This window comes from Micromonospora sp. CPCC 206171, from assembly GCF_036906755.1.
In the GTDB taxonomy this organism is placed as follows: domain Bacteria; phylum Actinomycetota; class Actinomycetes; order Mycobacteriales; family Micromonosporaceae; genus Micromonospora; species Micromonospora purpureochromogenes.
In genome coordinates, this window is record NZ_JBAKHT010000014.1 from 34,212 (window position 1) to 60,832 (window position 26,621).

General features: G+C 73.1%; 23 protein-coding genes. 10 read left to right on the forward strand and 13 right to left on the reverse strand.

Features of this window, described 5'->3' with window-relative positions; all coding sequences use genetic code 11:
• Positions 1-93: 93 nt before the first annotated feature.
• The 3 genes from V6U89_RS17395 to V6U89_RS17405 form a co-directional block, all read right to left on the reverse strand.
• The gene (locus tag V6U89_RS17395; RefSeq protein ID WP_334572263.1) at positions 94-1,668 is read right to left on the reverse strand and encodes an LPXTG cell wall anchor domain-containing protein; all 1,575 of its coding nucleotides are present in this window, start codon (positions 1,666-1,668) and stop codon (positions 94-96) included.
• A gap of 120 nt (positions 1,669-1,788) precedes the next feature.
• Entirely contained in the window at positions 1,789-3,330 is a 1,542-nt protein-coding gene (locus V6U89_RS17400; protein ID WP_334572264.1) for an LPXTG cell wall anchor domain-containing protein, read from the reverse strand.
• A 188-nt stretch (positions 3,331-3,518) separates the two neighbouring features.
• Complete coding sequence (locus V6U89_RS17405) at positions 3,519-5,021, reverse strand: LPXTG cell wall anchor domain-containing protein (protein ID WP_334572265.1); 1,503 nt, start codon at positions 5,019-5,021, stop codon at positions 3,519-3,521.
• Between the two features lie 143 nt (positions 5,022-5,164).
• Here V6U89_RS17405 and V6U89_RS17410 point away from each other — a divergent pair, with 143 nt between their 5' ends.
• Both V6U89_RS17410 and V6U89_RS17415 read left to right on the forward strand, forming a co-directional pair.
• A complete protein-coding gene (locus tag V6U89_RS17410; protein ID WP_334572266.1) occupies positions 5,165-5,650 on the forward strand; it encodes a SigE family RNA polymerase sigma factor in 486 nt (161 codons plus the stop codon).
• Positions 5,647-6,738: an LCP family protein gene (locus V6U89_RS17415; protein ID WP_334572267.1), complete on the forward strand. Its 1,092-nt coding sequence runs from the start codon at positions 5,647-5,649 to the stop codon at positions 6,736-6,738. Before V6U89_RS17410 ends, V6U89_RS17415 begins: the two co-directional genes overlap by 4 nt.
• Here the strand turns inward: V6U89_RS17415 and V6U89_RS17420 are convergent.
• A complete protein-coding gene (locus V6U89_RS17420; RefSeq protein ID WP_334572268.1) occupies positions 6,729-6,941 on the reverse strand; it encodes a hypothetical protein in 213 nt (70 codons plus the stop codon). The two genes, V6U89_RS17415 and V6U89_RS17420, sit on opposite strands and share 10 nt — an antisense overlap.
• A 131-nt stretch (positions 6,942-7,072) precedes the next feature.
• Between V6U89_RS17420 and V6U89_RS17425 the strand changes: the two genes are divergently transcribed.
• Both V6U89_RS17425 and fbaA read left to right on the forward strand, forming a co-directional pair.
• On the forward strand, positions 7,073-7,456 hold the full coding sequence (locus tag V6U89_RS17425; RefSeq protein WP_334572269.1) for a phage holin family protein: 384 nt from the start codon (positions 7,073-7,075) through the stop codon (positions 7,454-7,456).
• Between the two features lie 126 nt (positions 7,457-7,582).
• Positions 7,583-8,605: a class II fructose-bisphosphate aldolase gene (gene fbaA, locus V6U89_RS17430; protein ID WP_154940719.1), complete on the forward strand. Its 1,023-nt coding sequence runs from the start codon at positions 7,583-7,585 to the stop codon at positions 8,603-8,605.
• Positions 8,606-8,657: 52 nt separating this feature from the next.
• Here the strand turns inward: fbaA and V6U89_RS17435 are convergent, their stop codons facing one another.
• Complete coding sequence (locus V6U89_RS17435) at positions 8,658-9,869, reverse strand: LOG family protein (RefSeq protein ID WP_334572270.1); 1,212 nt, start codon at positions 9,867-9,869, stop codon at positions 8,658-8,660.
• 252 nt (positions 9,870-10,121) lie between these two features.
• On the opposite strand from V6U89_RS17435, the gene V6U89_RS17440 reads away from it, so the two are divergent.
• Positions 10,122-10,550, forward strand: coding sequence for a DUF3151 domain-containing protein (locus tag V6U89_RS17440; protein ID WP_088959499.1), 429 nt, complete (start codon positions 10,122-10,124; stop codon positions 10,548-10,550).
• A 46-nt stretch (positions 10,551-10,596) separates the two neighbouring features.
• Here V6U89_RS17440 and V6U89_RS17445 read toward each other — a convergent pair whose 3' ends face one another.
• Together V6U89_RS17445 and V6U89_RS17450 are read right to left on the reverse strand one after the other, a co-directional pair.
• Positions 10,597-12,951, reverse strand: coding sequence for a chromosome partitioning protein (locus V6U89_RS17445; protein ID WP_442933940.1), 2,355 nt, complete (start codon positions 12,949-12,951; stop codon positions 10,597-10,599).
• Between the two features lie 76 nt (positions 12,952-13,027).
• On the reverse strand, positions 13,028-14,038 hold the full coding sequence (locus V6U89_RS17450) for a hypothetical protein (protein ID WP_334572271.1): 1,011 nt from the start codon (positions 14,036-14,038) through the stop codon (positions 13,028-13,030).
• Positions 14,039-14,160: 122 nt separating this feature from the next.
• On the opposite strand from V6U89_RS17450, the gene V6U89_RS17455 reads away from it, so the two are divergent.
• From V6U89_RS17455 to purD, 3 genes are all read left to right on the forward strand, one after another.
• The gene (locus tag V6U89_RS17455) at positions 14,161-15,450 is read left to right on the forward strand and encodes an adenylosuccinate synthase (protein ID WP_334572272.1); all 1,290 of its coding nucleotides are present in this window, start codon (positions 14,161-14,163) and stop codon (positions 15,448-15,450) included.
• Positions 15,451-15,618: 168 nt separating this feature from the next.
• Entirely contained in the window at positions 15,619-16,551 is a 933-nt protein-coding gene (locus tag V6U89_RS17460; protein WP_334572273.1) for a hypothetical protein, read from the forward strand.
• Between the two features lie 89 nt (positions 16,552-16,640).
• Positions 16,641-17,888: a phosphoribosylamine--glycine ligase gene (gene purD, locus V6U89_RS17465; RefSeq protein WP_334572275.1), complete on the forward strand. Its 1,248-nt coding sequence runs from the start codon at positions 16,641-16,643 to the stop codon at positions 17,886-17,888.
• Positions 17,889-17,949: 61 nt separating this feature from the next.
• Here the strand turns inward: purD and V6U89_RS17470 are convergent, their stop codons facing one another.
• From V6U89_RS17470 to V6U89_RS17480, 3 genes are all read right to left on the reverse strand, one after another.
• Entirely contained in the window at positions 17,950-19,512 is a 1,563-nt protein-coding gene (locus tag V6U89_RS17470) for an AMP-binding protein (protein ID WP_334572277.1), read from the reverse strand.
• A gap of 172 nt (positions 19,513-19,684) precedes the next feature.
• The gene (locus V6U89_RS17475; RefSeq protein ID WP_334572279.1) at positions 19,685-20,899 is read right to left on the reverse strand and encodes an acyl-CoA dehydrogenase family protein; all 1,215 of its coding nucleotides are present in this window, start codon (positions 20,897-20,899) and stop codon (positions 19,685-19,687) included.
• A gap of 1 nt (position 20,900) precedes the next feature.
• On the reverse strand, positions 20,901-21,353 hold the full coding sequence (locus tag V6U89_RS17480; protein ID WP_154940700.1) for an SCP2 sterol-binding domain-containing protein: 453 nt from the start codon (positions 21,351-21,353) through the stop codon (positions 20,901-20,903).
• Between the two features lie 78 nt (positions 21,354-21,431).
• Here V6U89_RS17480 and V6U89_RS17485 point away from each other — a divergent pair, with 78 nt between their 5' ends.
• On the forward strand, positions 21,432-22,070 hold the full coding sequence (locus V6U89_RS17485) for a TetR/AcrR family transcriptional regulator (protein ID WP_334572281.1): 639 nt from the start codon (positions 21,432-21,434) through the stop codon (positions 22,068-22,070).
• Positions 22,071-22,092: 22 nt separating this feature from the next.
• Here the strand turns inward: V6U89_RS17485 and V6U89_RS17490 are convergent, their stop codons facing one another.
• From V6U89_RS17490 to V6U89_RS17500, 3 genes are all read right to left on the reverse strand, one after another.
• Positions 22,093-22,722: a DedA family protein gene (locus tag V6U89_RS17490; protein WP_334572283.1), complete on the reverse strand. Its 630-nt coding sequence runs from the start codon at positions 22,720-22,722 to the stop codon at positions 22,093-22,095.
• Positions 22,723-22,811: 89 nt separating this feature from the next.
• The gene (locus tag V6U89_RS17495; protein WP_334572387.1) at positions 22,812-23,639 is read right to left on the reverse strand and encodes a MaoC/PaaZ C-terminal domain-containing protein; all 828 of its coding nucleotides are present in this window, start codon (positions 23,637-23,639) and stop codon (positions 22,812-22,814) included.
• A gap of 236 nt (positions 23,640-23,875) precedes the next feature.
• On the reverse strand, positions 23,876-25,258 hold the full coding sequence (locus tag V6U89_RS17500; RefSeq protein ID WP_334572285.1) for a 3-oxoacyl-ACP reductase: 1,383 nt from the start codon (positions 25,256-25,258) through the stop codon (positions 23,876-23,878).
• Positions 25,259-25,314: 56 nt separating this feature from the next.
• On the opposite strand from V6U89_RS17500, the gene V6U89_RS17505 reads away from it, so the two are divergent.
• A complete protein-coding gene (locus tag V6U89_RS17505; RefSeq protein WP_334572287.1) occupies positions 25,315-26,607 on the forward strand; it encodes an acetyl-CoA C-acetyltransferase in 1,293 nt (430 codons plus the stop codon).
• The last annotated feature ends 14 nt before the right edge of the window (positions 26,608-26,621 follow it).

Genomic DNA, 26,621 nt, shown 5'->3' on the forward strand with positions numbered 1-26,621 from the left:
GTGCGACGGTGGTTCGCCTTGGCGGGGGACGGCGGCGCCCCGCCGACCTAGGGGTCGACGGGGCGCCGGGTGGTGCGGGTGGTGCGGGGTGGGTCAGGCGACGAAGCGGGTCCGGCGACGGCGGGCCACCACGTAGCCGCCGACGCCGGCGGCGAGCAGCAGGCCGCCGATGCCGGCCACGAGGGCGGTGTTCTCACCCGTGATCGGCAGGGTGCCGCCGTCGCCGTCGCCGTCGCCGTTGCCGCCGCCGTTGCCGCCGGTCGCGTTCACCAGCAGCTTCGCGGTGTCGTTGGCCGGCTTGATGTCCTCGGTGAAGCCCTCGCACTCGCACTTGGCGTTGATCGTCACGGTGCCGGTGGCGTTCGGCACGACCTTGTCGATCCGCAGGCCGAACTCGACGGTCTGCTCCTCGCCCGCGGCGATGTAGACGTCCGGCCAGCACCGGTACGTCTTCTCGCCCGGCTTGCCGGCGTTGTCCCAGTCGCCCTGCTCGCCGTCGAACGGCACGCAGACCTCCGGCACCTCGACCGCGGTCGTGCCGGTCGGCACGGTGACGTCGATCTTCGTGACCGGGCTGCCGGAACGGTTGAAGTCCAGCGATGCCGGGCCGTTGTTCCGAACGCCGACGGTGGCGTTCACGACCTCGCCGGCCTTGCCGGTGACCGAGTCGCCGATGGCGGCCAGGTCCACGCCGTTCTTGCCGGTGACCGAGACCTCCATGCCGGACCAGTTGTTGTCCGGGTTGGTGTCGGCCTGGAAACCGCTGAGGGCACCCGCCTTGGTCAGGGTGAGGTTGCCCCCGTTACCCGGCTTGCCGACCGAGATGCCCAGGTTGTCGAGGTACGCGGCGAAGTCCTCGAACTCGGCCACGGTCATCCAGTTGTGGTAGCCGTACTCCTTGCCCGGGGCGTAGGCGTCCTTGCCCAGGGTGTAGTTCACCGCCGAGGTCCAGTTCTCGCCCGGCGCCGCAATGAGGCTGTCGAAGCGGCAGGTACGCAGCTCGTCGCCCTCGTAGGTGCAGTTGTTGAACTTCTCGCTCGGGCGGACGGCCCGATCGTGGTCGAAGATGACCACGGCACCCTTGGCGGTGGTCGTTCCCACGTTGCGGACCGTCAGCGGCGCGGTGAAGGTGCCGCCCGGCGCCGCTGACCGCTTCACCTCGGTGCGGCCGGCCAGGTCCACGCCTTCGCCGACCCGCACCGTGGCGGTGTGGGTGGCCGAGGTGGCGCCCTCCGCGCCGACGGTCACCTTCAGCTCGCCGGTGTCGCCGTCCTTGGCATCGCCGGTCGGTGCGAGCACCACGCTGAAGTAGCCGCCGATGCCCCAGTCGTCCAGACCGACCTCGAACGGGTCGGTGCAGACCAGGACGTTCTCCTCCGGCGAGGTGCAGTCCCCGCTCGGCATGCCCTCGGGCTTGACCGTCACCGTGCCGGCGAGGTCGCGGTAGTCGTAGCGCACGCTCAGGCCGTGCAGGACGACCGGCTCGGAGCTGTACAGGATGGGCGAGTCGATCTTGCCCTCGGAGTCGACGGCCAGGGTCGTGTCGGCAAAGTAGAGGCCGAGGTCGACGGCCGACTCCTCGGCCGAGGCGGGGGTGGCAGCGGCGGCGACGATCGCGCCGGCCACGCCCAGCCCGGCGAGCCAGCGCCGGGTCGAGTGCGTGAGCATGGGGGTTCCTCCCGTGAGGTGGTGCGGAAGAGTCGGTGGACGCGTCCGGTGTCACCGGTCGCGCCCGATGGCGCGCCCGCCGACCGGCTGGTCGGCGGGCGCGCCGGATGGTGCGGTGAATCAGGCGACGAAGCGGGTCCGGCGGCGGCGGGCCACCACGTAGCCGCCGACGCCGGCGGCGAGCAGCAGGCCGCCGATGCCGGCGATCAGGCCCGTGTTCTCACCGGTGATCGGCAGGGAGCCCCCGTCGCCGCCACCGTTGCCACCGTCGCCCGAGCCCGGGTTGCCGTTGCCCGGCTTGATGACGACGGCAGCCTCGTTGTTGTCCGCCTTCGGGTCGCCGTCGAGGTGGGTGGTGACCTTGCCGGAGGTCGGGCCGGTCAGCTCGTCGATCCGCAGGGTGAACGGGTACGAGCCGCCCACGCCCGGCTCCGGGTCACCCGCGGAGATGCAGCCGTACAGGTCGGCACCCGGCTCACCCGCGTGATCCCACGGGTTCCAGGGCTCCTCGCTGTCCTTGTCGTACGGCGCGCACTCCTCCGAGACCTTGATCGCCTCGGTGCCCGGCGGGATCTCCACGGTCACGATCGGCTCGGTGAGCCGCCAGGCGTCCACCGTGGCGGGACCCAGGTTCGTGAAGCCGGCGGTCACCGTGACCTTGTCGCCGACCTTGCCGGTGGCGGTGCTGCCGACGGCGGCCAGGTCGGCCGGGTTGTTGCCGCCGACCTTGATGTCGACCACCGTGAAGTTGTTCGTCTGGTCCACGTCGGTCTGCGGTACGGCCGCCTGCCGGGCGGCGGGCAGCTCGACCAGGCTGAGCTTGCCGCCGGTGCCCGGGGTGCCCGGTGGCAGCGGGAAGTCGGGGTCGTCGATGATCTGGGCCCAGTCGTCCTTGGTCAACCAGTCGACGTAGTTCTCCAGCTCGCTGCCCGTACGGGCGCCCTTGTCCAGCGTGACCGGGAGCTTCTCGGAGAGCCGGTAGCTCTTGCCCGGCTCCAGGTCGGTGTCGAAGGTGCAGATGACGGCCAGGTACTCGATGTCTTCGCAGTTGCTGAAGTTACCGACGTACGAGCTGAGGTAGTCGGTCTGCAGCCGCAGCACCGCGCCGTGCGCCGTGTTGTCGCCCGAGTTGCGGACCACGTCGCCGGGCAGCCCCACGGTGGCGCCCGGATCGCCGTCGACCGTGGCCTCCGGCTCGGACTGGAGGTCGACGCCCTCGGCGATGGTGACCGTGACGCTGCTGCTGGCGGTCTTGCCGCCGCCGGCCGCCTTGATGCCCAGCTCGGCCTTCTGTCCGGGCTTCGCGTCCGCCTTCGCGGTCAGGTAGTAGTCGAGGCTGGGCACGCCCCAATCCTCGGCCTCCGCCTCGCAGTGCAGGGTGTCGCCGGAGGGGACGCACTCCCAGTCGGAGGTGGCCAGCTCGATGGTGGCGACGTCGTTGACCTCCGACAGATCCAGGTCCAGGGTCGCGCTCTTCAGCTCTTTCTCGCCGGCGATGTACGTGGCGATGAAGTTGTACGTACTGTGTCCCGGAGCGACCAGGACGTCCCAGGCGGCGATCTCCAGGGGGTCTGCCGCGTGGGCGGGGGTGGCGGAGGCGGCGACGAACGCGCCTGCGACGCCCAACCCGGCGAGCCAGCGCCGGGTGGAGTGCGTGAGCATTGGGGGTTCCTCCCGTGGGGGTGACAGGTGGAGCCTGCGGATCTTAAGGACTCCTTAAAACACCGCGTCACCCCGAATGGCACCCGGACCAGGCAAACGAGCCGAACGGCTGAGCATCTTCGGCGCAACGGGCAGGCCCCGGCGACGCCCCGTCGCCAGCGCGGCGACGGGGCGTGACGCGGTGCTGGTCAGGCGACGAAGTCGGTGCGTCGGCGGCGGGCCAGCAGGACCCCCGTCGTACCGGCGGCGAGCAGCAGCCCGCCGACGGCCATCGTCAGCGCGGTCGATCCGCCGGTGATGGGCAGCGAGTCGTCGCCACCGCCGTTGCCGCCGCTCCCGCCGGGCGGGACGAGCATGATCTCCGCCCGGTCGTTGGCCGGGTCGGTGTCGGCCTCGACGTCGATGGTCACTCGCCCGGCGGTCGGCCGCGGCAGCCGGTCCACCCGCAGGGTGACAAAGTACGAGACCGTTTCGCCGACACCGGCAATGTCGCCCGGGCCGCTGCAGCCGTACTCCCGCGCACCCGGTTGGCCGTACGTGTCGCCGGGTTTCCAGGGGCCGGCGCCGATCGGCGCGCACCCCCAGTGCACCTCGACCGCGGTGGTGCCGTCGGGGACGCGGAACCGCACCAGCGGGATCTCCCGCCAGGTCTCCACCGCCGTGGGCCCGAGGTTGCGGAATCCGGGCGTCACCGTCACCCGGTCGCCGACCTTGGCGCTGACCCGTCCCCCGACGGCGGCCGCATCCGCGGTCCGGTCGCCGGTGACGGTGATGCTCACCGCGGTCCAGCTGTTCCAGGCGGCGGTGTCGGTCTGCCGCCCCGTCGGCTCTGCCACCAGACGCAACTCGTCGCCGGTACCGGGGGTGTCCGGCGGGAGCGGCACGTCCGGGTCCTGCTCGACCAGCGCCCAGTCGTCGACGGTCCACCACTGCAGGCGGTTGGGCAGCACGAGGCCGCTGCGCAGGAACGTCTTGAGGGTGAGCGGCAGCGGTGCCGACAGCCGGTAGCTGACTCCGGGCACCAGTTCGGTGTCGAACCGGCAGATGGTGGGTCGGGCCTCGGCACGTCGGCAGTTGCGGAAGTTGTCGACCGACATGACGTCCATGTCGGCGTCGAGGGTCAGCACCGCGCCGTGCACCGGCACCGGGCCGGCGTTGCGTACGGTGCTGGTCAGGTCGACGGTGCCGCCGGGCCCGGCGCGGAGCGCGGTCTTCGGCTCGGTCACCAGGTCGACCCCCTCGACCACGCTGATCGTGATCTTCCGGGTGGCCGTGCCGCCGACCGAGGAACCCCGGACGGTCAGCTCGGCCCGCCGGTCCAGCGGGGCGTCGGCCCGCGCGGCGAGCTGGAAGTAGAGAGTGGGCGTCCGGCTCCACCTGCCGAAAGCGCCCAGGCAGCGCAGGGTGTCGGCGCGCCGGACGCAGTCCCACCCGCCGTCGTCGGTCACCGTGAAGGTGCCCAGCGAGTCCCACTCGGACAGCTCGATGTCGAGGGTCACCGGGCTGCCGGCCGGGCCGGGGTTGCCGTCGACCCGTACCGCGCCGGGAGCGGTGTGTCCCGGGGCGACCAGCAGGTCCCGGGCGGCGATCCGGAGTTCGCCGGCCGCGATCGCGGGAGCGGCGGTGGCGGCCAGGAACGCGCCCGCGACGGCCGCTGCGGCGAGCCAGCGCCGGATGGAGTGCCGGAGCATCGACTGTCCTCCCGATCGGTGGCGGAGCGTGGTCAGCCTCTCACGGATGTCACTCTCCGCCGGCCTGCCGCGCCCGGCGAGCGGGCGGCGCAACGTTTCGGGCGCCCACTCCCGTCATCAAGGTCGGAACACCGGGAGGTGCAGTGACGTACGAGGAGTTCGCCGACTCGCGGCTGACCGCGCTGCTGCGGTACGCGGTCATGCTGACCGGCGATCCGCACCAGGCGCAGGACCTGGTGCAGGACACGATGGTCCGGGTCCAGCTGAACTGGCGGAGGGTGGCCCGGGCGGATTCCCCGGAGCGCTACGTGCGCCGGATGCTGACCAACCAGTACGTCGACTGGCGGCGGGGCTCCTGGATGCGTCGGGTGCTGCTGCGTGGCGAGCCGGACAACTCCACGCCGCCGGCCGCCGACCACGCGCAGGACGCCGTGGACCGGGACCAGGTCTGGTCCCTGCTGGCCCGGTTGCCCCGCCGGCAGCGCGCCAGCCTGGTGCTCCGCTACTACGAGGACCTGCCGGACGCGGAGATCGCCGAGATCCTCGGCTGCGCCGTCGGGACCGTCCGCTCGTCCATCTCCCGGGCGCTGGCCACGCTGCGCGCCGAACACCTGGAGGTCTGCTCATGACCGTCGAGGAGGAGCTGCGGGCCGCCTTCGCGCGGCACGAGTCGCTCACCCCGCCGGCCGGGCCGCTGCGCGCGGCCGTCGACCGGATCGTCGTACGCCGTCGTCGCCGGCACCGTCGGCTCCAGGCCGGGGCCGGCGCGCTGGCGGTGCTGGGGCTGCTGGGCCTCGCGGTGCCGCGGGTCGTCCCGCCGCTCGGCGGGCGCACCGCCACCGCGGAGTTCCTCGCCGACCGGGTCGCGCCCGGTGGCGCGCTGAACGTGCTGCTGCTGGGGGTGGACGGCGTCCCCGATCCGCGGGTCCGCGGCGTCGATGCCGTCCCCCGCGCCGACTCGGTGCTGCTGGTGCACGTTCCGGCGGACCGGAGCCGGCTCTACCTCGTGTCCCTGCCGCGCGACCTGATGGTGGCGATCCCCGGGCACGGTACCCAGAAGCTGAACAGTTCCTTCCAGTTCGGCGCCACCGCATCACGGCCCGACCTGCGCCGGGGCTACGACCTGACCCGGCGGGTGGTCGCCGACACCATCGGCGTACGCATCGACGCCGGCGCCGTGCTGACGTACCCGGTGCTGCGGCGACTCACCGATGGCGTCGGCGGGGTGGAGGTCTGCCTGCCGGAGCAGGTCCGCTCGGTGCACACCCGACGCGTCTTCCCGGCCGGCTGCCAGCGGCTGGACGGCACCGCCTCGGTCGATCTGCTCCGGCAGCGCTTCGGAATGACCTGGGGCGGCCAGGACCGGGACCGCAACGCCCAGCGGTACGCGGCGGGGCTGGTGCGGCAGCTCGACAGTGGGGACGCCCTGCACGATCCGGTGGCACTGAGCCGGCTGTTGGCCGCCCTCGGCCCGGACCTGGTCACCGACACCGGCGACGCCTCGCTGCCGGACCTTCTCACGCGTACCGTGCAGGCGTCCCGGGCGGCCCCGGTCGGTCTCGCCGTGCCGACCGTCGACTCGCCGAAGCGGCCGGGCAACCTGCTGCTCGACGAGCGCGCCGCACCGGCCCTGCTGACCGCGCTACGCCAGGACCGGCTGGCCGAGTTCGCGGCGGCGAACCCCGACCGGGTGACCGCCCTGGGGGCTCAGCGGTAGTCGTCCTCGTCGCCGGTGACCACCCGGGCCTGCTCCATCGCGTCCCAGTCGCCGACCTCCAGGCCACGGTGCGGCTCGGTCTCGGCGTCGCCCGGGTCGATCGAGGCGGCCTGCTCGACCGCGTCGGCCGGCTCGGCCTCCAGGTCGCGCTCCTCCGGGCTGAGGTGGTCGCTCGGCGCGAAGTCCTCGTCGGGCTGACCCATCGTCCCTCCCTGCTTCCGGCGGACTGTCCCCCACACCGTACGGGCTGCGCGGCGCGGGTGCCCGGTGGGCGCGGCAAGCGGACTCGGTGGATCGTCCCACCGGGGCCTCCCGGCGGTGCCAGGATGGAGGCGTGGGCTTCCTGATCCGGCTGGCGATCACCGCGGTCGCGCTGTGGGTCACCACGCTGATCGTGCCCGGCGTCGACGTGACCGGCACCAACGGCGCCGAGACGGCGTTCACCCTGATCGTGGTGGCGCTGATCTTCGGCGTGGTCAACGCCGTGCTCAAGCCGGTCATCAAGGTGGTCGGCTGCGTGTTCTACCTGCTCACCCTCGGCCTGATCGCGCTGGTGGTGAACGCGCTGCTGTTCCTGCTGACGGACTGGATCGCGCGTGGGCTCGACCTGCCGTTCCGGGTGGACGGTTTCTGGGCCGCCTTCTGGGGGGCCATCGTGATGGCGGTGGTGAGCTGGCTGATCAGCGTCGCCGTACCGGACAGTCTGGAGGACCGGTGAGGGGAGGCGGTTGTGCCCGCCGCCACCTTCTACGGGATACTGCCGGCGGTGGACAGCGCGGTCCGGCGCACCCGATGGAAGACAGCGGCCAGCTCGGCCGAGAGCGGTAAGTAAGGAGCGTTCGACATGCCCATCGCTTCCCCCGAGACTTACGCGGAGATGCTGGACCGGGCCAAGTCCGGCCGGTTCGCGTACCCGGCGATCAACGTGACGTCCTCGCAGACGCTGAACGCGGCGCTGAAGGGTTTCGCCGACGCGGAGAGCGACGGCATCATCCAGGTCTCCACCGGTGGTGCCGAGTACCTGTCCGGCCCGTCGGTCAAGGACATGGTCACCGGCGCGGTGGCGTTCGCCGCGTACGCCCGCGAGGTGGCCAAGAACTACCCGGTCAACATCGCGCTGCACACCGACCACTGCCCGAAGGACAAGCTGGACAAGTTCGTCCGGCCGCTGATGGGGATCTCCCAGGAGCGGGTGAAGCGCGGCGAGGAGCCGCTGTTCCAGTCGCACATGTGGGACGGCTCGGCCGTGCCGGTGGCGGAGAACATGGAGATCGCCGCGCAGCTCCTCGACGAGGCCGCCAAGGGCAAGATCGTCCTCGAGATCGAGGTCGGCGTGGTCGGTGGCGAGGAGGACGGCGTCGAGAACGCCATCAACGACAAGCTCTACACCACGGTCGAGGACGGCCTGGCCATGGTGGAGGCGCTCGGCCTCGGCGAGAAGGGCCGCTACATGGCGGCGCTGACCTTCGGCAACGTGCACGGCGTCTACAAGCCGGGCAACGTCAAGCTCCGCCCCGAGGTTCTCGACCACATCCAGATGGCGGTCGGCGCCAAGTACGGCAAGGAGAAGCCGCTCAGCCTGGTCTTCCACGGCGGCTCGGGCTCGCTGCTGTCGGAGATCCGCGAGGCGCTGGACTACGGCGTGGTCAAGATGAACATCGACACCGACACCCAGTACACCTTCACCCGGCCGGTCGCGGACCACATGTTCCGCAACTACGACGGCGTGCTGAAGGTCGACGGCGAGGTCGGCAACAAGAAGATGTACGACCCGCGGGTCTGGGGCAAGGCCGCCGAGGCGGGCATGGCCGCCCGCGTCGTCGAGGCCTGCGAGCACCTGCGCTCGACCGGCACCAAGATGAAGTAACAGCGGTCAGCGCGACGGCCGGCTCCCCGCCCGGGAGCCGGCCGTCGGCGTCTCAGGCGGTCGCGGTGAGCACCCGGACGGCCTCCCGGACGTCGTCGGTCAGGTGCACCGTGGTCGACAGGTCACCGAACGGGGACGCCGCGAACAGCGGCCGCAGCAGCGACTCGATCGGCAGTTCCCGGGTCCAGTACGCGCGGTCCAGGAAGACGTACGCTCCGCTCGCCCCGTCGGTGCCGTAGTAGGTCTTCGTCGCCGCCTGGAACACCTCCTGCACGGTGCCCGCCCGGCCGGGCGCGAAGACGATCCCGCCCCGGGCCAGCCGCAGGATCGTGTCCTCCCGGATGGCGTTGGAGAAGTACTTGGCGATCCGCCCGGCGAAGAGGTTCGCCGGTTCGTGCCCGTACAGCCAGGTGGGGATCGCCAGCCCGCCGGAGCGGGCCCAGTCGAGCTCCGGCACCCGCTGCTGCGGGATGGCCGGCCCGGTCGCGTACCGCTCGCGGACCGCCAGCGCCGCCGCCGTGTAGCGGTCGTGGTCGGTGAAGTCCGGCGCCACGGCGAGCAGGTCGATCGCGGCGGTCAGCTCCTCGGCCGGCCAACCCGCGAGGAACGCGCCGAGGTTGGCCGCCTCCATCACGCCCGGTCCGCCGCCGGTCACCACCAGCCGGTCGGCCCGCGCCAGCTCCCAACCCAGCACCGCCGCCATCCGGTACGGCACGCTGCCGCGCTGCACGGCGTGCCCGCCCATCACCCCCACCACCGACTGCGGCCCGTGCGTCGCCAGCCAGGACCGGGTGGCGTCGACCAGCGCGTTGTCCACGCCGTGGTCGTGCAGCCGCTGGCCGAGCGCCTCCCGGACGTCCGGCAGCGCGCCGCCGTGCTCGCGGAAGTGCGCGTACACCCGGGTGTCATACATCCCGGCGAAGCCGCCCTCGGCGAACCCGGCGGCCAGCTCCTCGGGGGTGTAGAGGTGCGACGGCTGGGTCGGGTACGGCAGGCCGGAGAAGGGCGGCACCACGTTCGCCCCCCGCCGGACCAGGTCGGCGCCGACCTCTCGGGAGGCGAACCGGCAGCCGACGAAGAGGGTGCCGGCGACCTCGGTGCGGGTCAGGTCGGGGATCGGGTCCAGGTCGAGGCGGAGCCCCTGCACGGTCAGGCCGGCGAGGCTGCCGCTGGCCAGCCGCCGGTCGAACTCGGCGCGGGTCTCGATCTCGTCGTGGCTGGTGTCGTGCGGCGCGATGACGTCCGCGGGAGGTGGGGTCGGCACCAGGCCATCCTGCCCGGGCCGGGCAATGGCCCAAACCTGCCGGTCCGGGGGGCCGGGACGACAGGAGCCCGGCGGTCTCGACCGCCGGGCTCCTGCGTAACCGGGTCCTGGGGAGGCTCCGGATTAATAGTTGTAATGGAAAACATCTCGCGGCGGCATGGGCCGCAGGCGTGACGGACGCCTCCCCCGTTCAGCCAGCGCACTGGGCCGATCCTCTCGCGCGCGGTGGGGCGAAGCCGGTTGAATGGGACGATGCAGAACCTGTTGCCTGAGCCACCGGCCACCCTCCTGCCCGCGCACGAAGAGGCCGACGCCACGCTCGCGGCCGCCGCCGAGAAGGGCACCGACGAGGCGTACGCCGAGGTCGCGGCCCGCTTCCCGACCTACAGTGCGGCCTGGGCGGTGCTGGCGACCCGGGCCTTCAACGCCGGCCAGGTCATCCCCGCGTACGCCTACGCCCGCACCGGCTACCACCGGGGCCTGGACCAGCTGCGCCGCAGCGGCTGGAAGGGCCACGGGCCGGTGCCCTGGTCGCACGGCCCCAACCAGGGCTTCCTCCGCTGCCTGTACGTCCTGTCCCGGGCGGCGGGCGAGATCGGCGAGGCGGACGAGGCGGCCCGCTGCGCGCAGTTCCTGCGCGACTGCGACCCGGCCGCCGGGGACGCCCTCGCCAGCGAGTGACCCGTCGTGACGGCCGGCCCGGCGCTGACCGGGCCGGCCGTCGCGTCTACAGCCCCTCGGCCACGGCGGCGGCGATCTTGAGCCAGGCGTCCCGGGTCGCGGCGGAGAGCGCGCCGTACCGGATCGGCTCCCCGGTGTCGATGAGCCGCTCGTACGGCGCGAGCAGCACCGCCCGGGTGCGGGCCGCGAAGTGCTCCTGGATCGCCGGCAGGTCGATCTCCTTGCGGGACGGCGGCATCGACACCACCGTCACCGCCTGCCGGACCAGCCGCTGCCGGCCGCTCTGCTCCAGGTGGTCGAGCATCCGGGCGGCCGTCTCGGCCGAGTCGTTCCGGGCCGACATGGTGACCACCAACTGGTCGGTGGCGTCCATCGCGGCCTGCCAGTTCTGCGCCCGGACGTTGTTCCCGGTGTCCACGAAGATCAGCTTGTAGAACCGGCTGACCACCTCACGGATCTCCGCGAAGGCCGCCGCGGTGAGCATCTCGCCGCCGGTGGCCGACTCGTCCGAGGCGAGCACGTCGAACATCCCCTCGCCCTGCGATCGGACGTACTGCGACAGGTCACCGATCCGGCCGTGCGCGCCCTGGAACTGCCCGAGGTCGCGCAGCATGTCCCGGACCGTACGGGAGTGGAAGTCCTGCTGGGCGCGCATGCCCAGGGTGCCCTGGGTCTCGTTGTTGTCCCAGGCCAGCACGTACCCGCCGCGCTTCTGACCGAAGGTCATCGCGAGCAGCAGGATGGCCACCGTCTTGCCGGCGCCGCCCTTCGGATTCACCACGGTCACCTGGCGCAGCCCGCCGAAGTTGCGGCGGACCATCTCGACGTCCCGCTTGATCTCCTGCTCGTGCCGCCCCGGCGGCAGCTTCAGGCCGATCTTGTTGACCACCGCCCGTACCCCCATGGTGGCGACCGGGTCGGCGGGGCGGGCCTGCCGGCGGCGGGCGAAGTCCTCGGCGGTCGGCGCCGGTGCGTCGTCCGGCGTCCAGCCCGGGTCCGGGTAGCCGCCCTGCGCCGCCCGCACCGGCGGCTCCGGGTACGACTGCCGGGGCAGCCCGGTCGGCGGGGTGCCCTCCTGCCAGGACTGCTGGTACCACCCGGCGGGCGGCTGCGGCCCCGGCGGCGCGGGGGGCATCGGCCCGGGCTGCGGCGGGCCGGCGTGCGCAGGCGGCACCGCGAGCGTGGGCCCCGGTGGATACTCCGTCAGCGGGTGCGGGCCGGGCGGCGCCAGCGGCGTGCCCGGCGAGGGCGGGAACGGACCCAGCTTCGGCGCCGGGCGCGGGGGCTCCGCGGGCTGGCCGGGCACCGCCGCGCTGCCGATCGCCTCGGCCCCGAGTGCGGCTCCGCCGCGATCGCCGGGTATCGCCCCGTCGCCGTGCATCGCGGCGTCGCCGTGTGTTGCGGCGTTGCTGGCGGCGGCGGTGCGCTGCGGTGGCTGGGCCCACGGCGATTCGCCCTGTTCCCGGGCCGCCTGCGGGATGTTCGCCACGGGTACGACCGGGGTGCCCGGCGCGGTGTGCGGCGGGGGCGCGGTGATCGGCTGGTCCAGGGTGAAGGGCAGGTCGAGGTCGACCGGGGCGGGCTGCCCGACCCTGGGTGCCGGCGTGGGGTGCGCCGGCCGTCGGGCGCCCTCCGCCGGCTCGGCCTGCGGCCGGGCCTCACCGGTCGCCGGGCCCGCTTCGGCGGCCGTGACGGCGGGCCAGACCGGCACGCCCGCCTCGGCCACCATTCGGGCCTGCGGCTCGGCCTCCCCGGTCGCCGGGCCGGCTCCGGCGGCCGTGACGGCATGCCCGGCCGGCACGCCCGCCTCGGCCACCGTTCCGGGTTCGGCCGTCCTGCCGTTGGCCGTCGGGAGGCTCGGGCCGGCGGCAGTGCCACTCGCGGCTGGGAGGCCCGGGTCGGCGGCAGTGCCGCTCGTGGTGTGGATGGTCGGGCCGGGTGCGGCGCCGTTGGTGGCCGGGATGCCCGGTCCGGCGAAGATACCCTCGGCGGTGGCGCTCGGGTCGGTGGCTGTGTCGTCCGTGGCCGCAGTTGTCGGGCTGGCCGCCGCGCCGATCGTGTCGGCGGCGGGGGGCTGGGAGGCGTATTCCTCGCCAGTGTCGGCCGGCGTGGCGGGCCAGGCGTCGGGACCGGCCGGGTACCGGCCCGGGGGCATCGGCGGTGGGGCCGGTTCGTCGGCGCGCAGGGACGCCCAGTCGCCGTCCGGCGGGGGTGCCGCCCAGCCGTCGGCGGCGGGGGCGGCGTTGACCTCGGCGGTCAGCGACGGGTAGAGCGGCGAGGCCTGGACGCCCCAGGTCGGGGCGGTGTCGGTCGCGTCGGGCGGCCAGAGCGGTTCGATGTCCCGCTCCGGCACCGCATGCGGGCCGGGCAGCCGGCCCCGGTCGGCGTTCTCGTCCACCACGGTTCCTCCCCATTCCTCCTGCCGAGGATAGGCCGTCCCGTTCCGGTCACGGAACGTAGTGGAACGCCGTTGCGGGTCAGCTCGTCCAGACCGCCCAGGCGCCCGCCTCGGTCCACCAGGACCGCTTGCGGCTCAACTCGCCCTCCACACCGTCGTCGAGGAAGGGGACCTTCTCGTCCCGGGGTACGACCGCGACCGCCCGGCCCCGGGCCCGGCGGACCTCGAACCGGATCCGCTTCCGGCCGAACGCCTTCCGGGTCACCACCGGCACGGCCACCGCCACCTCGACCAGGCCGTCGGTCGGGTCCGGAGCGGTCAGCAGCGGCAGCCCGTCCAGGGCCGCGTACCCGCCGGCGTTGCCGATCGCGCAGGCCAGGATCGGGTCCTCGCCGTCGGAGAGCACCGCGTCGTCCACCTCGACCCGGCCGCGCCAGTGCAGCGGGCGCCCCGCGTCGTCGGCCGCGCCGAGCAGCGCGCCGTCCAGGGTCACCGAGCCGGCGTCATTGCGCAGCAGGTCGAGCCGGCGGGCGGTGCCGTCGAGCACCGCGACGGCCACCGCCGCCGGGTCGCGGGGCAGCCCGAGCTGCGCCGCCAGGTCACCCTGCGTCCCGCTCCGGGCGGGGTCGAGCGGGAGTACGCCGATCGGCGGCAGGTCCGGCACCGTACGGTTGCCGGCCAGGTCCGCCGGGCGGCGGCTGGGCGGTGGGGCGTACCGCCGGACCAGCCGGCGCAGCACGGCGCGCAACTGGGCGTCACTGGCCGTGGCGACGACCAGCCGGGTCTTGGAGTCGGGGTCGGGCCAGGTGAGGCCGTCGGGGCGGGCGGGGGCGTCGAGCCGGGCCAGCACCTCGTCGATCTCGGCGTCCGAGCGGGCGGTGACCGTCTCCACCCGAGCGCCCCGGGCGGTCAGCGCGTCCGCGCAGGCCAGCACCGGTACGCGCGGCGTCTCGCAGCGCTCCTCGGTCGGCTCCGACGCTTCCGCGCCGGCAGCCTCGGTCGCGCCACCGCAGCAGGCTCCGCCGCTGCCGCAGCCCCCACCGGGAGCGTCCCGCTCCGAGCCGAGGGTGAGCAGCACCACGTCGTACACTCCGGGCCTCCTGCCTCTCGACGCGACCCCTGCCGGTCCCGCCGTCACTACTTGTTAGCCTGACACCCCGGGCTCGCCAACCGGTCGCCACCTGGCACCCGAGCCTTCTGGAGGCGGAGAAGATGCCAGCGATCGTGCTCATCGGCGCTCAGTGGGGCGACGAGGGCAAGGGCAAGGTTACCGACCTGCTGGGTGAGCGGGTCGACTACGTCGTGCGCTACTCCGGCGGCAACAACGCCGGTCACACGGTGATCACTCCGGACGGGCAGAAGTACGCGCTGCACCTGATGCCGTCCGGGGCGCTCTCGCCGAGCGCGATGATCGTCATCGGCAACGGCGTGGTGGTCGACCCGAAGGTGCTGCTCGCCGAGATCGACGGGCTCGCCGAGCGCGGCGTGGACGTCTCCCGGCTGCGCATCTCCGGCGACGCGCACCTGATCATGCCGCACCACCGGGCGCTGGACCGGGTGGTCGAGCGCTACCTCGGCAGCTCGCGGATCGGCACCACCGGCCGGGGCATCGGCCCGGCGTACGGCGACAAGGTCGCCCGGATGGGCATCCGGCTCCAGGACCTGCTCGACCCGGGCATCCTGCGCAAGAAGCTGGAACTCGCGCTGCGCGAGAAGAACCAGCTGCTGTTCAAGATCTACAACCGCAAGGCGATCGACGTCGACGCGACGATCGAGGAGTACCTGCAGTACGCGGAGCGACTCAAGCCGTACATCGCGGAGACCCGGGTGATGCTCTGGGACGCGCTGGACCGCGGCGAGACCGTGCTGCTGGAGGGCGCCCAGGCCACCATGCTCGACATGGACCACGGCACCTACCCCTTCGTGACCTCGTCGAACCCGACGGCCGGTGGGGCGTGCGTGGGCGCGGGCATCCCGCCCACGGCGATCAACCGGGTGATCGCGGTGAGCAAGGCGTACACCACCCGGGTCGGCTCCGGGCCGTTCCCGACCGAGCTGTTCGACGACAACGGCCAGCACCTACGCAAGATCGGCCACGAGTACGGCACCACGACCGGCCGGGAGCGCCGCTGCGGCTGGTTCGACGCGGTCGTCGCCCGGTACGCCTGCCGCCTCAACGGCGTCACCGACCTGGTGGTCACCAAGTTGGACGTGCTCACCGGCATGGCGAAGGTGCCGATCTGCGTCGGGTACGAGATCAACGGCGAGCGCTTCGACGACATGCCGATGACCCAGACCGACTTCCACCACGCCAAGCCGATCTACGAAGAGCTCGACGGCTGGTGGGAAGACATCACCAAGGCGAGAACCGAGGAAGACCTCCCGGAGAACGCCCGCCGCTACATCGCCAGAATCGAAGAGATCACCGGCACCAGAGTCAGCGTGGTGGGCGTAGGCCCCGGCCGCGAAGAAAACGTAGTCCGCCACCCCCTCCTCCCCTAACCCCTGGGGCCCACCTCGTTGATCATGAAGTTATTGCCGCCCGCCTCGGCGTGTCGGGGCAATAACTTCATGATCGACGCGCCCGGGTGGTGGGTGGTTGTCCACAGGGGGGCGGGGTTTTCCACAGGGGGTTTTGGGGCGCCTTGCTGACCGGGACAGTCGGTTGGTGTGGATGCGTTGGCGGTGGTGCGGCGGGTCGCGGCTCGGCGGGACGGAATTGTCACGTTGACGCAGGCGCGGGCGGCCGGCCTCACGGTGCACGAGGTGCAGCGACTGTGTCGGGCGGGCCGTTGGCGTGCGGTGGCCCGGGCCAGTTACCTGGTCGACGCCGACCTGCATGACGGCGTGCCGAGGAAGGCGCGGGTGCGTGCGGCCGTCGCCTCCTTCGGTCCCTCGGCGGCTGCCGTCCTGCGGACCGCTGCCGAGCCGCACGGTATCGCCGGCTGTCGGTCGACCGAGGAGATTCATCTTTCGGTCCCGGGCCGGGTAGCCCGGCCTGCGCGACTGGCTCATCCGGAAGTGATCGTCCATCAACTGGCAATCGGTGAGCGCCAGTTGGTTCGGATCGACGGCATCTCGGCCAGCGCCCCGTTGCGCACGGTCGCTGACCTGATCCTGAGAGAAGACCGCTATCCGGCGGTCTCGCTGCTCGACTCGGCCCTGAATCGCCGGCTCGTGACCGAGGACGATCTGCTGGATGTCCCTCGACTCATCCGCGGTCGGCGAGGCGCCGTAGCCGCCCGTGGCTATCTGGCGGAGGCGGACGGTCGTGCGCAGTCGCCGTTGGAGACCCGGGCTCGCCTGCGCTGTGTCGACGGCAAGGTGCCGCCGGACGCGCTGCAGTTGGCGGTGCGGGACGACGACGGCTACCTGCTCGGCATCGGGGACCTGGGCTGGCGTGGTCCCAGGCTGATCGCCGAAGCCGACGGCCGAGCCGCACACGACACCCCCGAGGCGGTCTTCGCCGACCGCCGCAGACAGAACCGCCTGATCAACGCCGGCTGGTCCATCCTCCGCTTCACCTGGCAGGACACCCTCGACCCCAACTACATCCCCCGGACCGTCCGCCAAGCAATCGCCGCCGCCGGTCGTCGCCGTTGATCATGAAGCTGTTGTCATGACACGCCGACATGGTGGGCAACAACTTCATGATCAACGGGGTGGGAAGGGGGGTCGGTAGGATCGCCGGCGTGCGGGTTCTTCTTGTGGGTGGTGGGGGGCGGGAGCATGCGCTCGCGCTGGGGCTGGTTGGTGACCCGAGCGTTGCGGGGGTGATCGCGGCGCCGGGGAATCCGGGGATCGCGGGTCTCGCCGAGCTGCGGGAGGTGGATGCCACCGATCCGGGTGCGGTGGCGGCGCTCGCGGTCGAGGTGCAGGCCGACCTGGTGGTGATCGGGCCGGAGGCGCCGCTGGTCGCCGGGGTCGCGGACGCGGTGCGGGCCAAGGGCATCGCGGCGTTCGGACCGTCGGCCGAGGCGGCCCGGCTGGAGGGTTCCAAGACCTTCGCCAAGGAGATCATGACGGCCGCCGGCGTACCGACCGCGCGCGCCCACACCTGCACGGACGCCGCGAGCACCGCCCGGGCCCTGGACGAGTTCGGTGCGCCGTACGTGGTGAAGAACGACGGGCTGGCCGCCGGCAAGGGCGTCGTCGTCACCGACGACCGGGAGGCCGCGCTGACGCACGCGCAGGAGTGCGGCCGGGTCGTGGTCGAGGAGTACCTCGCCGGGCCCGAGGTCTCGCTCTTCGTGGTCACCGACGGCGAGGCGGCGCTGCCGCTGCTCCCGGCGCAGGACTTCAAGCGGGTCGGCGACGGCGACAGCGGCCCGAACACCGGCGGCATGGGCGCGTACGCGCCGCTGCCCTGGGCGCCGCCGGGCCTGGTCGACGAGGTGATGCGCGACGTCGTGCACCCGACGCTGGCGGAGATGCGCCGCCGAGGCACCCCGTTCGCCGGGCTGCTCTACGTGGGCCTGGCGCTGACCGCCGCCGGCCCCCGGGTGATCGAGTTCAACGCCCGCTTCGGCGACCCGGAGACCCAGGTGGTCCTCGCCCTGCTGGAGACCCCGCTGGCCGGGCTGCTGCACGCCGCGGCGACCGGCACGCTGGCCGCGCACCCGCCGCTGCGCTGGCGCGACGGCGCCGCCGTCACGGTCGTGGTCGCCGCCGAGGGTTATCCGGCCTCCCCGCGTACCGGTGATGTGATCACCGGCGCGGACCGCGCCGGGATCATCCACGCCGGCACCCGCCGGGCCGCGGACGGCGCGTTGCTCTCCGCCGGGGGCCGGGTCCTCTGCGGTACGGCCACCGGCCCGGACCTCGCCGCCGCGCGGGACGCCGCCTACGCCCTGGTACGCGGCGTCGGGCTGGCCGGCTCGCACCACCGCACCGACATCGCCGCCGCCGCGGTCGAGGGCCGGATCGCCGTCCCCGACTGACCGGGAGCATCGGGGAGAATCCCTCGGCGTACCCGGGACGGTGGCTCGGGGGGTACCCCGGTCAGCCGTAGTAGCGGCGCAGTTCCCGGCTCAGCACCTTGCCGGTGGCGTTGCGCGGCAGGTACTTCACGAAGATCACGTCCCGGGGTACGGAGAACCGGGCCAGGTAGTGCCGGACGTACTCGCGGACCGCCTCGGGGTCGAGCACCTCGCCGGGGTGCAGGCCGAGGAAGGCGGCGAGCCGCTGCCCGTACTCCGGGTCGGGTACGCCGATCACGGCGGCCTCCCGGACCTGGGGGAGGCGGGCCAGCAGATCCTCCACCTCGGACGGGAAGACGTTCTCCCCGCCGGAGACGATCATGTCGTCGGCGCGACCGTCGACGAAGAGCAGCCCGTCGGCGTTGATCCGGCCGAGGTCGCCGGTGTCGAGCAGCCCGTCGTGGGTCTCCCGCCGCGCCCCCGAGGTGTAGCCCTCGAAGAGCATCTCGTTGCCCACGAAGATCCGCCCGACCCGCCCGTCGGGCACCGGCTGGCCGTCGTCGTCCAGGATCGCCAGCCGGGTGCCGTGCGGCGGCCGGCCGGCGGAGGTGGGCGCCTCGCGCAGGTCGGCGGGGCCGGCGATGGAGGCCCAGGAGACCTCCGTCGAGCCGTACAGGTTGTAGACCACGTCGCCGTAGACGTCCATGAACCGCGGCGCCAGCCCGCCGGGCAGCGCCGAGCCGCTGACCGCGACCACCTTCAGCGGCGGCCGCGGGTCCGGCGGCGGCACGTCGAGCAGTCGCTGCACCATCACGGGTACGGCGAAGAGCGCCTGGCACTGGTGGGCCACCAGGGCGGCCAGCGTGGCGGCCGGCTCGAACCGGCGGTGCAGCACGATCGTGGCGCGCAGCGCGAAGGCGACCTGGAGGGCGGCGTACCCCCAGGTGTGGAAGAGCGGCGCGGCGATCATCACGGTGTCCCGGGTGTGCAGGGGGATCCGGTCGATGATGGACACCAGCGGGCCGAAGCCGTTGGGAGTGGGCCGACGGGCGCCCTTGGGCGCGCCGGTGGTGCCGGAGGTGAGCACGATCGTCCGGCCGTCGCGCTCGGGCGGTTGCAGGTCGCCGGGGAGCGCGCCGGCGATCAGCTCCTCGAGGCCGCGCTCGTCCACCCGGTGCACCTCGGCGGGGAGGCCGAGGATCCGGTCGGCGAACTCGTCGTCGTGGACCAGCACCCGGAGCCGCTGTTCCTCGGTCACGGTGGCCAGTTGGGCGGCGGAGAGGCCACTGTTGACCAGCACCGCGTCGGCGCCGAGCACGGTGGCGGCGACGACCGCCTCGATCAGCCCGTGGTGGTTGCGGCAGAGCACCCCGACTCGGTCGCCGGCCTGTACGCCGAGCCCGGTCCGCATCGCCCGGGCCAGCCGTTCGGCCCGGTCGAGCAGCTCCTGGTAGGTCAGTTCGGTGCCCTGCTCGTCGAGGACGGCGACCCGGCCCGGGTCGCGGGCGGCGGCCTGGCGCAGCTCGCCGGCGAGGCTCCAACCCCACTTGCGCAGCGCCTGGAGCTGGGAGGCGACCCGGATCGGCCGGCCCGGGGTGAGCAGCCCCCGCCGGGTCAGCGTGGCCACGACGAACGGCAGGTCCATGTGGCGGCCTCCTTCTCCGGGGGGTGAGCGTGAAGGGCCCCCGCAGGGGGCCCTTCAGCCGGACGTCACCTTTCGATCATGCACTGGATCCCTGCCGGAGCCCAACCGGTGCGAGCAGTTGCCAACTGGTGGACACCCGGCAGTGGCGGACGCCACCACCGACGGTGACGGGTCAGCGGATCTGCATGCCGGAGATCGCGCGGGAGATGACCAGCCGCTGGATCTCCGAGGTGCCCTCGAAGATGGTGTAGATCTTCGCGTCCCGGTACCAGCGCTCGACCGGGTGGTCGCGCAGGAAGCCCGCGCCGCCGAGCAGCTGCACCGCCCTGTCGGTCACCGCGACGGCCACCTCGCCCGCCTTGAGCTTGGACATCGAGCCCTCGCCGGCGGTGAAGGGGCGGTTGTTGCGGCCCATCCAGGAGGCCCGCCAGACCAGCAGCCGGGCGGCGTCGATCTCCATCTTCATGTCGGCCAGCGCGAACGCGACCGCCTGGTTCTCGATGATCGGCCGTCCGAACTGGACCCTTTCCTTCGCGTAGTCCAGGGCGTACTCGTAGGCGGCCCGGGCCACGCCGAGCGCCTGCGCGCCGACGGTGGGCCGGGACAGCTCGAAGGTGCGCATCGCGGCCTGGCCGGAGGCCTTCCGGCCGGAGCGGGCCCGGTCGAGTCGTTCCAGCAGGGCGTCCCGGCCACCGAGCAGGCAACGCCCGGGCACGCGTACGTCGTCCAGGAAGACGTCGGCGGTGTGCGACGCGCGCAGCCCCAGCTTGCGCAGCTTGCGGGTCGCGTTCAGCCCGGCGCTCCCCGGCGGTACGACGAACGCGGCCTGCCCGCGCGAGCCCAGCTCCGGCTCGACCGAGGCGGTGACCACGTGCACCCCGGCGATCCCGCCGTTGGTGGCGTACGCCTTCTGCCCGCGCAGCACCCACTCGTCGGTGGCCTCGTCGTAGACCGCCCGGGTACGCATCGCGCCGACGTCGGAGCCGGCCTCCGGCTCGCTGGTGCAGAACGCCGCGACGGCGGGCTGGTCGACGTCGCCGAAGCACTGCGGCACCCACTCGACCATCTGATCGGGGGTGCCCGCGCCGTAGATGGCGGCGACCGCGAGGCCGGTGCCGAAGATGCTCAGGCCGATGCCCGCGTCACCCCAGAAGAGTTCCTCGCTGGCGATCGGCAGGGAGAGGCCGGTGGGGTCGGCCCAGCAGGTGGCGAGGAACTCGAAGCCGTAGAGGCCGACCTTCGCCGCTTCCTGGATGATCGGCCAGGGAGTCTCCTCCCGGGCGTCCCACTCGGCCGCGGCCGGGCGCACGACCTCGGCGGCGAAGCCGTGCACCCAGTCGCGTAGATCCCGCTGTTCCTCGTTCAGGTCGAGCGAGAACTCGGCCATGTCAGGCCTTGGGGATGTCGAACAGGTTGGCGATGTTGGCCGCCAGGCCCAGGTCGCCCTTGGCCTTGAGCTTGCCGGTCATGAACATCATCACCGGGTTGGCGCCACCGGAGACGATCTTCAGGAACTCCACCGGGCCCATGGTGAGGCTGAGCTTCGGGTCGTGCTGCGGGGTCTCGTTGACGGTGCAGGTGCCGTCGGCGATGGCGACCTCGTAGGTGTCGGTGCCACCGTCGGGCCGGCCGGTGATGTTCCAGTGGATGACCGCGTTGGTGGAACCGGCCCGGTCGGCGCGGAACAGCTGCGGCATCCGGCCGAAGACCTCGCTGAGGATCTTGCCGCGCAGGTCGCCGGACATCACCTCGGCGATCTTGTCGTCGGGGGTGGACTTGACGAGCTGCGCGAACTCCTTGGGGCCGACGTTGGCGAAGTTGGCCGGGTCGAAGTCAGTCATGGGGGAATGCACCTCTCGGGCGGGCCGACTTTGGTTACTCGGGCGTAACCTTACGCACGAGTAGGTATGCTCGCAAGAGTGTCCAGCACACCCACGTTCAAGCGCCTACCGCGGGCCGTACGCGAGCAGCAGATGCTCGACGCGGCGGTCAAGGTCTTCTCCCGGCGCGGCTTCCACGCCGCCAGCATGGACGAGATCGCCGAGGACGCCGGCATCTCCAAGCCGATGGTCTACGCCTACCTCGGCACCAAGGAGGAGCTCTTCGTCGCCTGCCTGCACCGCGAGGGCACCCGGATGATGGAGGCGATCGCCGGGGCCGCCGCCCCGGACCTGCCCGCCGACGAGCGGCTCTGGCGGGGGCTGCGCGCCTTCTTCGGCTTCGTCGGAGCGCACCGGGACGGCTGGGCGGTGCTCTACCGGCAGGCCCGGGGCTCGCAGCCGTTCGCCGCGGAGTTGGCCACGATGCGCGCCCGGCTGGTCGAGGTGGTCGCCGGGATGCTCGACCACGCGCTGCGCGCCGACGGGCGCGAGGTGAGCGAGACCGACCTGGAGGTCGTCGCGTACGCCCTGGTCGGCGCGACCGAGTCGCTGGCCGACTGGCTCGCCGACCATCCGGAGGCCGACCCGGAGAAGACCGCCACCCGGATGATGAACGTCGCCTGGCTCGGCGCCGGCCAACTGCTGCGCGGCGCCACCTGGCGACCCCCGGCGGCCTGACGGCCACGCCGGCGGGCGACGGTCAGCGGCGGGCGACGGCGCGGCGGTGGGCGCGGCGGTTGGCGCGGCGGCGCAGCCAACGGGCCGACTCGACCAGCCCGGTGACGGCGAGGGAGAGGCAGACGCCGGCCAGCAGAGCCTTGATCGGGTCGCGCTCGAAGGCCAGGCCGCCGAAGTAGCCCAGCAGGGCGCAGTAGGTCCCCCAGGTGCCGGCCGCGAAGGCGTCGAAGAGCAGGAAGCAACGCAGCGGGTAGCGGACCGCGCCCATGGTCAGGGTGACCGCGGTGCGGCCGCCGGGCACGTACCGGGAGGTCATCAGGATCATCCCGCCGCGCCGGTCCACGGCCCGGCGGGCCCACTCGGAACTGGTCCGGCGGCGGCTCTCCGCCGGGAGCCGGGCCAGCCGGTGGGCGCCGCCACCCCGACCGATGCCGTAGGAGATGTGGTCGCCGACGAGCGCCCCGAGCGCGGCGGTCACGATCACCGCGACGATGTTCGGCTCACCGCCGGCGGCGAAGACCCCGGCGGTGATCACCACGGTCTCGCCGGGCACCGCCGGGAAGAACGCGTCGACCGCGGTGACCACGAGGATCACCAGGTACACCCACGGCGAGGTGACCGTGTGGTGGAGCAGGTCGAGCACGGACTCCATGCCCTCATGCTCCGGGCTCGACCACCGCCCCCGGGCGGAGTCTGCGGATCAGGCCACCGCCGACCGCCGCCGCGCACGCCCCCCGTCGTTCAGCGGACGGTGCCGACCAGGTGCGGACGGCCGGTCCGCGCGTCGTGCAGGGCGAAGTCCCAGGCCGGGGTGGCGCTGAACGCCACGGTGCCGGGCAGCGGCACCGGCAGCTTGAACGCCACGTCCACCGTGTACGCCTCCGGCAGCCGGCTCTCCAGCGCCGCCAGGCAGCGGGCCTTGCTCCACATCCCGTGCGCGATCGGGCGGGGGAAGCCGAGCAGCCGCGCCCCGAGCCGGGAGGTGTGGATCGGGTTGTGGTCGCCGGAGACCCGGGCGTAGTCCGTACCGACCCGGGGCTCGACCCGCCAGTGGGCGGTGGCGGCCGGCGGCGCGGGCCGCTCACCCCGCTCGCGCCGCCCACCACCGTCGGCCGAGCGCTCCTTGCCCAGGTACGTCGAGACGCCGCGCCAGACCTCCTCGCCGCCGACCGACCCGACCAGGACGACATCGACCTGCCGCCCCCGCTCGTGCGGCCGGAGGTTCTCCGCGTGGGTGACGAAGTCCAGCGTCTCGCCGGCCTCGATCGGGCGGTGCACGGTGATCCGGTTGCCCACGTGCACCACGCCGGTCAGCGCGATGGGGAACTCCGGCGTGGTCATCAGTCGCAGCGACAGCGGAAAACCCATCACGTGCGGGTACGTCGCCGGCAGCCGGTCGGAGAGCCGGAACCCGCAGACCCGGTCGTAGTCGGCGAGGTGCGCGCGGTCCACGGTGACGCCGGCGACGGCCAGCTCGACCTCCGGCGGGGCGTCCGGGCGGCGGGACCGGCCGATGACCGGCACCGCGTCGCGCAGCGCCCGGCGGTAGAGCGCGCCGGGTGCGGGCATTCGAGGCAGCTCGACCCGCGCCCGTCCCGCCGGGGCGGCGTGCGCGGACAGGTCCGTGGTCGCGTACGCCGACAGGTCGTGGGTGGCTTCCAGGCTCACGTCGTGCTTCGACGAGGCGGCCCGGACGGCGGCCAGGTCCGCCGCCGAGATCACCTCGGTCGGCCCGTCGATCAGGTCCCCGACGGAGAGGTTCTCCGCCGGGCCGTCCTCCGGCCGCTTGTTCCTCTTCCTCGCCATCACGCCCCCAGCAGACTCTGGCCGCAGACCCGGACCACGTTGCCGCTGACCGCGCCGGACGCCGGCCAGGCCAGCCAGCCGATCGTCTCGGCCACGTCCACCGGCAGGCCGCCCTGCGACATGCTGTTCATCCGGCGGCCTGCCTCGCGCAGCGTCAGCGGGACACGCGCGGTCAGCCGGGTCTCGATGAACCCGGGGGCGACCGCGTTGACGCTGATCCCGCGCCCGCGCAGCGCCGGGGCCAGCGACTCGACCAGCCCGATCACGCCGGCCTTGCTGGTGGCGTAGTTGGTCTGGCCCCGGTTGCCGGCGATGCCGGCGATCGAGGAGACCGAGACGATCCGCCCGCCGGCCGGGATCAGGTCGCGGGCCAGCAGCACGTCGTTGATCCGTTCCTGGCTGGAGAGGTTGACGTCGAGCACCTGGTCCCAGCGGTCGGCGTCCATCCGGCCCAGCGTCTTGTCCCGGGTGATGCCGGCGTTGTGCACCACCACGTCGACCCGGCCGTGCCGGCCGGCGAGGTGCTCGGCGAGCCGGGTGGGAGCGTCCGGGGCGGTCAGGTCGAGCTGGACGGCACTGCCGCCGATCTCGTTGGCCACCGCGGCCAGCTCGTCACCGGCCGCCGGGATGTCCAGCGCGACGACCTGGGCGCCGTCGCGGGCGAGCACCCGGGCCAGCGCCGCGCCGATGCCCCGCGCCGCTCCGGTGACGAGGACGACCTGCCCGTCGAGCGGGCGGTCCCAGTCCGCCGGCGGCTCGGCGGTGCCGGCACCGACCCGGACCACCTGCCCCGAGACGTACGCGGACCGGCCCGAGAGAAGAAAACGGAGGGTCGATTCCAGGCTGGTGAGGGTGCCGGCGGAGAGGTCCGGGCCGTCCGAGGCGTTACCAGGCTCCTTCGTGACGTAGACGAGCTGGGCGGTGACGCCGCGGCCGAACTCCTTGCCGATGCTGCGGGTCAGCCCTTCCAGGGCCCGCTGGGCGGTCGCCTCGCGGGGCGAGTCGCACTCCGCCGGCGGGGTGCCCAGCACGATGACCCGACCGCTGGGCAGCAGCGCGCGGGCCTGCGGGTGGAAGAAGTCGTACAGCTGGCGCAGGCCGGTGGAGTCGGTGATGCCGGTGGCGTCGTACACCAGGGCGCCGAAGCGCGTGGCCTCGGCGACGGCGGCGGGATCGCGCAGCTCGACCGCGGCGGCGGTCAGGATCTTGCCGACCGGCTCGGCGAGCCGGCCCCCGGTGGCCGCCCCGAGCAGCACCGGCCCTTCGACGAGGGGATCGCCGGGAGTGTGCCGGCGCAGTCGCGGCGGATCGGGCAGCCCGAGGCGCTTGACCAGCGCGCGGCCGGCCCCCGATTGGACGAAGCTCGCGTACCTGTCGGTCATAGGCGTAGCCTACTGGCCAGTAGGTTGTGGGCAAGTCCTGAAACGGAGGCGGGATCGTGCAGAGCATCCGGCGGGTCGCGGTCATCGGCGGCAACCGCATCCCCTTCGCCCGGTCCAACTCCCGCTACGCGAACGCGTCCAACGCGGACATGCTGGGCGCGGCGCTGGACGGGCTGGTGGCCCGGTTCGGCCTGGCCGGGCAGCGGGTCGGCGAGGTGGTCGCCGGCGCGGTGCTCAAGCACGCGAAGGACTTCAACCTGACCCGCGAGGTGGTGCTCGGCTCGAAGCTCGACCCGCACACCCCGGCGTACGACATCCAGCAGGCCTGCGGCACCGGCCTGGAGGCGGCCATCCTGGTCGCCAACAAGATCGCCCTCGGGCAGATCGAGGTGGGCATCGCCGGCGGCGTCGACACCACCTCCGACGCGCCGCTCGCGGTCAACGAGGACATGCGCCGCACGCTGCTGAAGCTCAACTCCGCCCGCACCCTCGGCGAGCGGTTGAAGATCGCCGCCAAGCTGCGGCCGCACCAGCCGTTCAAGCCGGAGATCCCGCGCAACGCCGAGCCGCGTACCGGGCTGTCGATGGGTGAGCACGCCGCGCGGACGGCGGTGCGCTGGCAGATCGACCGGCAGGCGCAGGACGAGTTGGCGCTCCGCTCGCACCAGCGGCTCGCCGCCGCGTACGACAAGGGTTTCTTCGACGACCTGATCACGCCGTACCTGGGGCTGACCCGGGATGCGAACCTGCGCCCGGACACCACCCTGGAGAAGCTGGGCTCGCTCAAGCCGGTCTTCGGCGCCAAGGGCCCGGACGCCGACCAGGCGACCATGACCGCCGGCAACTCCTCCCCGCTCACCGACGGCGCGTCGGCGGTGCTGCTCGCGTCGGAGGAGTGGGCCCGGGAGCACCACCTGCCGGTGCTGGCCTGGTTCTCCTGGTCCGAGGTTGCCGCCGTCGACTTCGTGCACGGCGACGAGGGGCTGCTGATGGCCCCCGCGTACGCGGTGCCCCGGATGCTCGCCCGGGCCGGGCTGACGCTGCAGGACTTCGACTACTACGAGATCCACGAGGCGTTCGCCTCGCAGGTGCTGGCCACGCTCGCGGCCTGGGAGTCGCCGGAGTTCTGCAAGGACCGGCTGGGCCTGGACGCCCCGCTCGGATCCATCGACCGCGACAAGCTCAACGTCAACGGCTCCTCGCTGGCCGCCGGGCACCCGTTCGCCGCCACCGGCGGCCGGATCGTCGCCACCCTGGCGAAGCTGCTCGCCGAGAAGGGGAGCGGCCGGGGGCTGATCTCCATCTGCGCGGCGGGTGGGCAGGGCGTCACCGCGATCCTGGAGCGCTGACCGTTCCGCGCGGC

Excerpts from the sequence above, each read along its gene's own strand:
- V6U89_RS17395 (WP_334572263.1), bottom strand. The coding sequence starts at position 1,668 with ATGCTCACGCACTCGACCCGGCGCTGGCTCGCCGGGCTGGGCGTGGCC.
- V6U89_RS17400 (WP_334572264.1), bottom strand. The coding sequence starts at position 3,330 with ATGCTCACGCACTCCACCCGGCGCTGGCTCGCCGGGTTGGGCGTCGCA.
- V6U89_RS17405 (WP_334572265.1), bottom strand. The coding sequence starts at position 5,021 with ATGCTCCGGCACTCCATCCGGCGCTGGCTCGCCGCAGCGGCCGTCGCG.
- V6U89_RS17415 (WP_334572267.1), top strand. The coding sequence starts at position 5,647 with ATGACCGTCGAGGAGGAGCTGCGGGCCGCCTTCGCGCGGCACGAGTCG.
- V6U89_RS17420 (WP_334572268.1), bottom strand. The coding sequence starts at position 6,941 with ATGGGTCAGCCCGACGAGGACTTCGCGCCGAGCGACCACCTCAGCCCG.
- fbaA (WP_154940719.1), top strand. The coding sequence starts at position 7,583 with ATGCCCATCGCTTCCCCCGAGACTTACGCGGAGATGCTGGACCGGGCC.
- V6U89_RS17440 (WP_088959499.1), top strand. The coding sequence starts at position 10,122 with ATGCAGAACCTGTTGCCTGAGCCACCGGCCACCCTCCTGCCCGCGCAC.
- V6U89_RS17455 (WP_334572272.1), top strand. The coding sequence starts at position 14,161 with ATGCCAGCGATCGTGCTCATCGGCGCTCAGTGGGGCGACGAGGGCAAG.
- V6U89_RS17470 (WP_334572277.1), bottom strand. The coding sequence starts at position 19,512 with ATGGACCTGCCGTTCGTCGTGGCCACGCTGACCCGGCGGGGGCTGCTC.
- V6U89_RS17475 (WP_334572279.1), bottom strand. The coding sequence starts at position 20,899 with ATGGCCGAGTTCTCGCTCGACCTGAACGAGGAACAGCGGGATCTACGC.
- V6U89_RS17480 (WP_154940700.1), bottom strand. The coding sequence starts at position 21,353 with ATGACTGACTTCGACCCGGCCAACTTCGCCAACGTCGGCCCCAAGGAG.
- V6U89_RS17490 (WP_334572283.1), bottom strand. The coding sequence starts at position 22,722 with ATGGAGTCCGTGCTCGACCTGCTCCACCACACGGTCACCTCGCCGTGG.
- V6U89_RS17495 (WP_334572387.1), bottom strand. The coding sequence starts at position 23,639 with ATGCCCGCACCCGGCGCGCTCTACCGCCGGGCGCTGCGCGACGCGGTG.
- V6U89_RS17500 (WP_334572285.1), bottom strand. The coding sequence starts at position 25,258 with ATGACCGACAGGTACGCGAGCTTCGTCCAATCGGGGGCCGGCCGCGCG.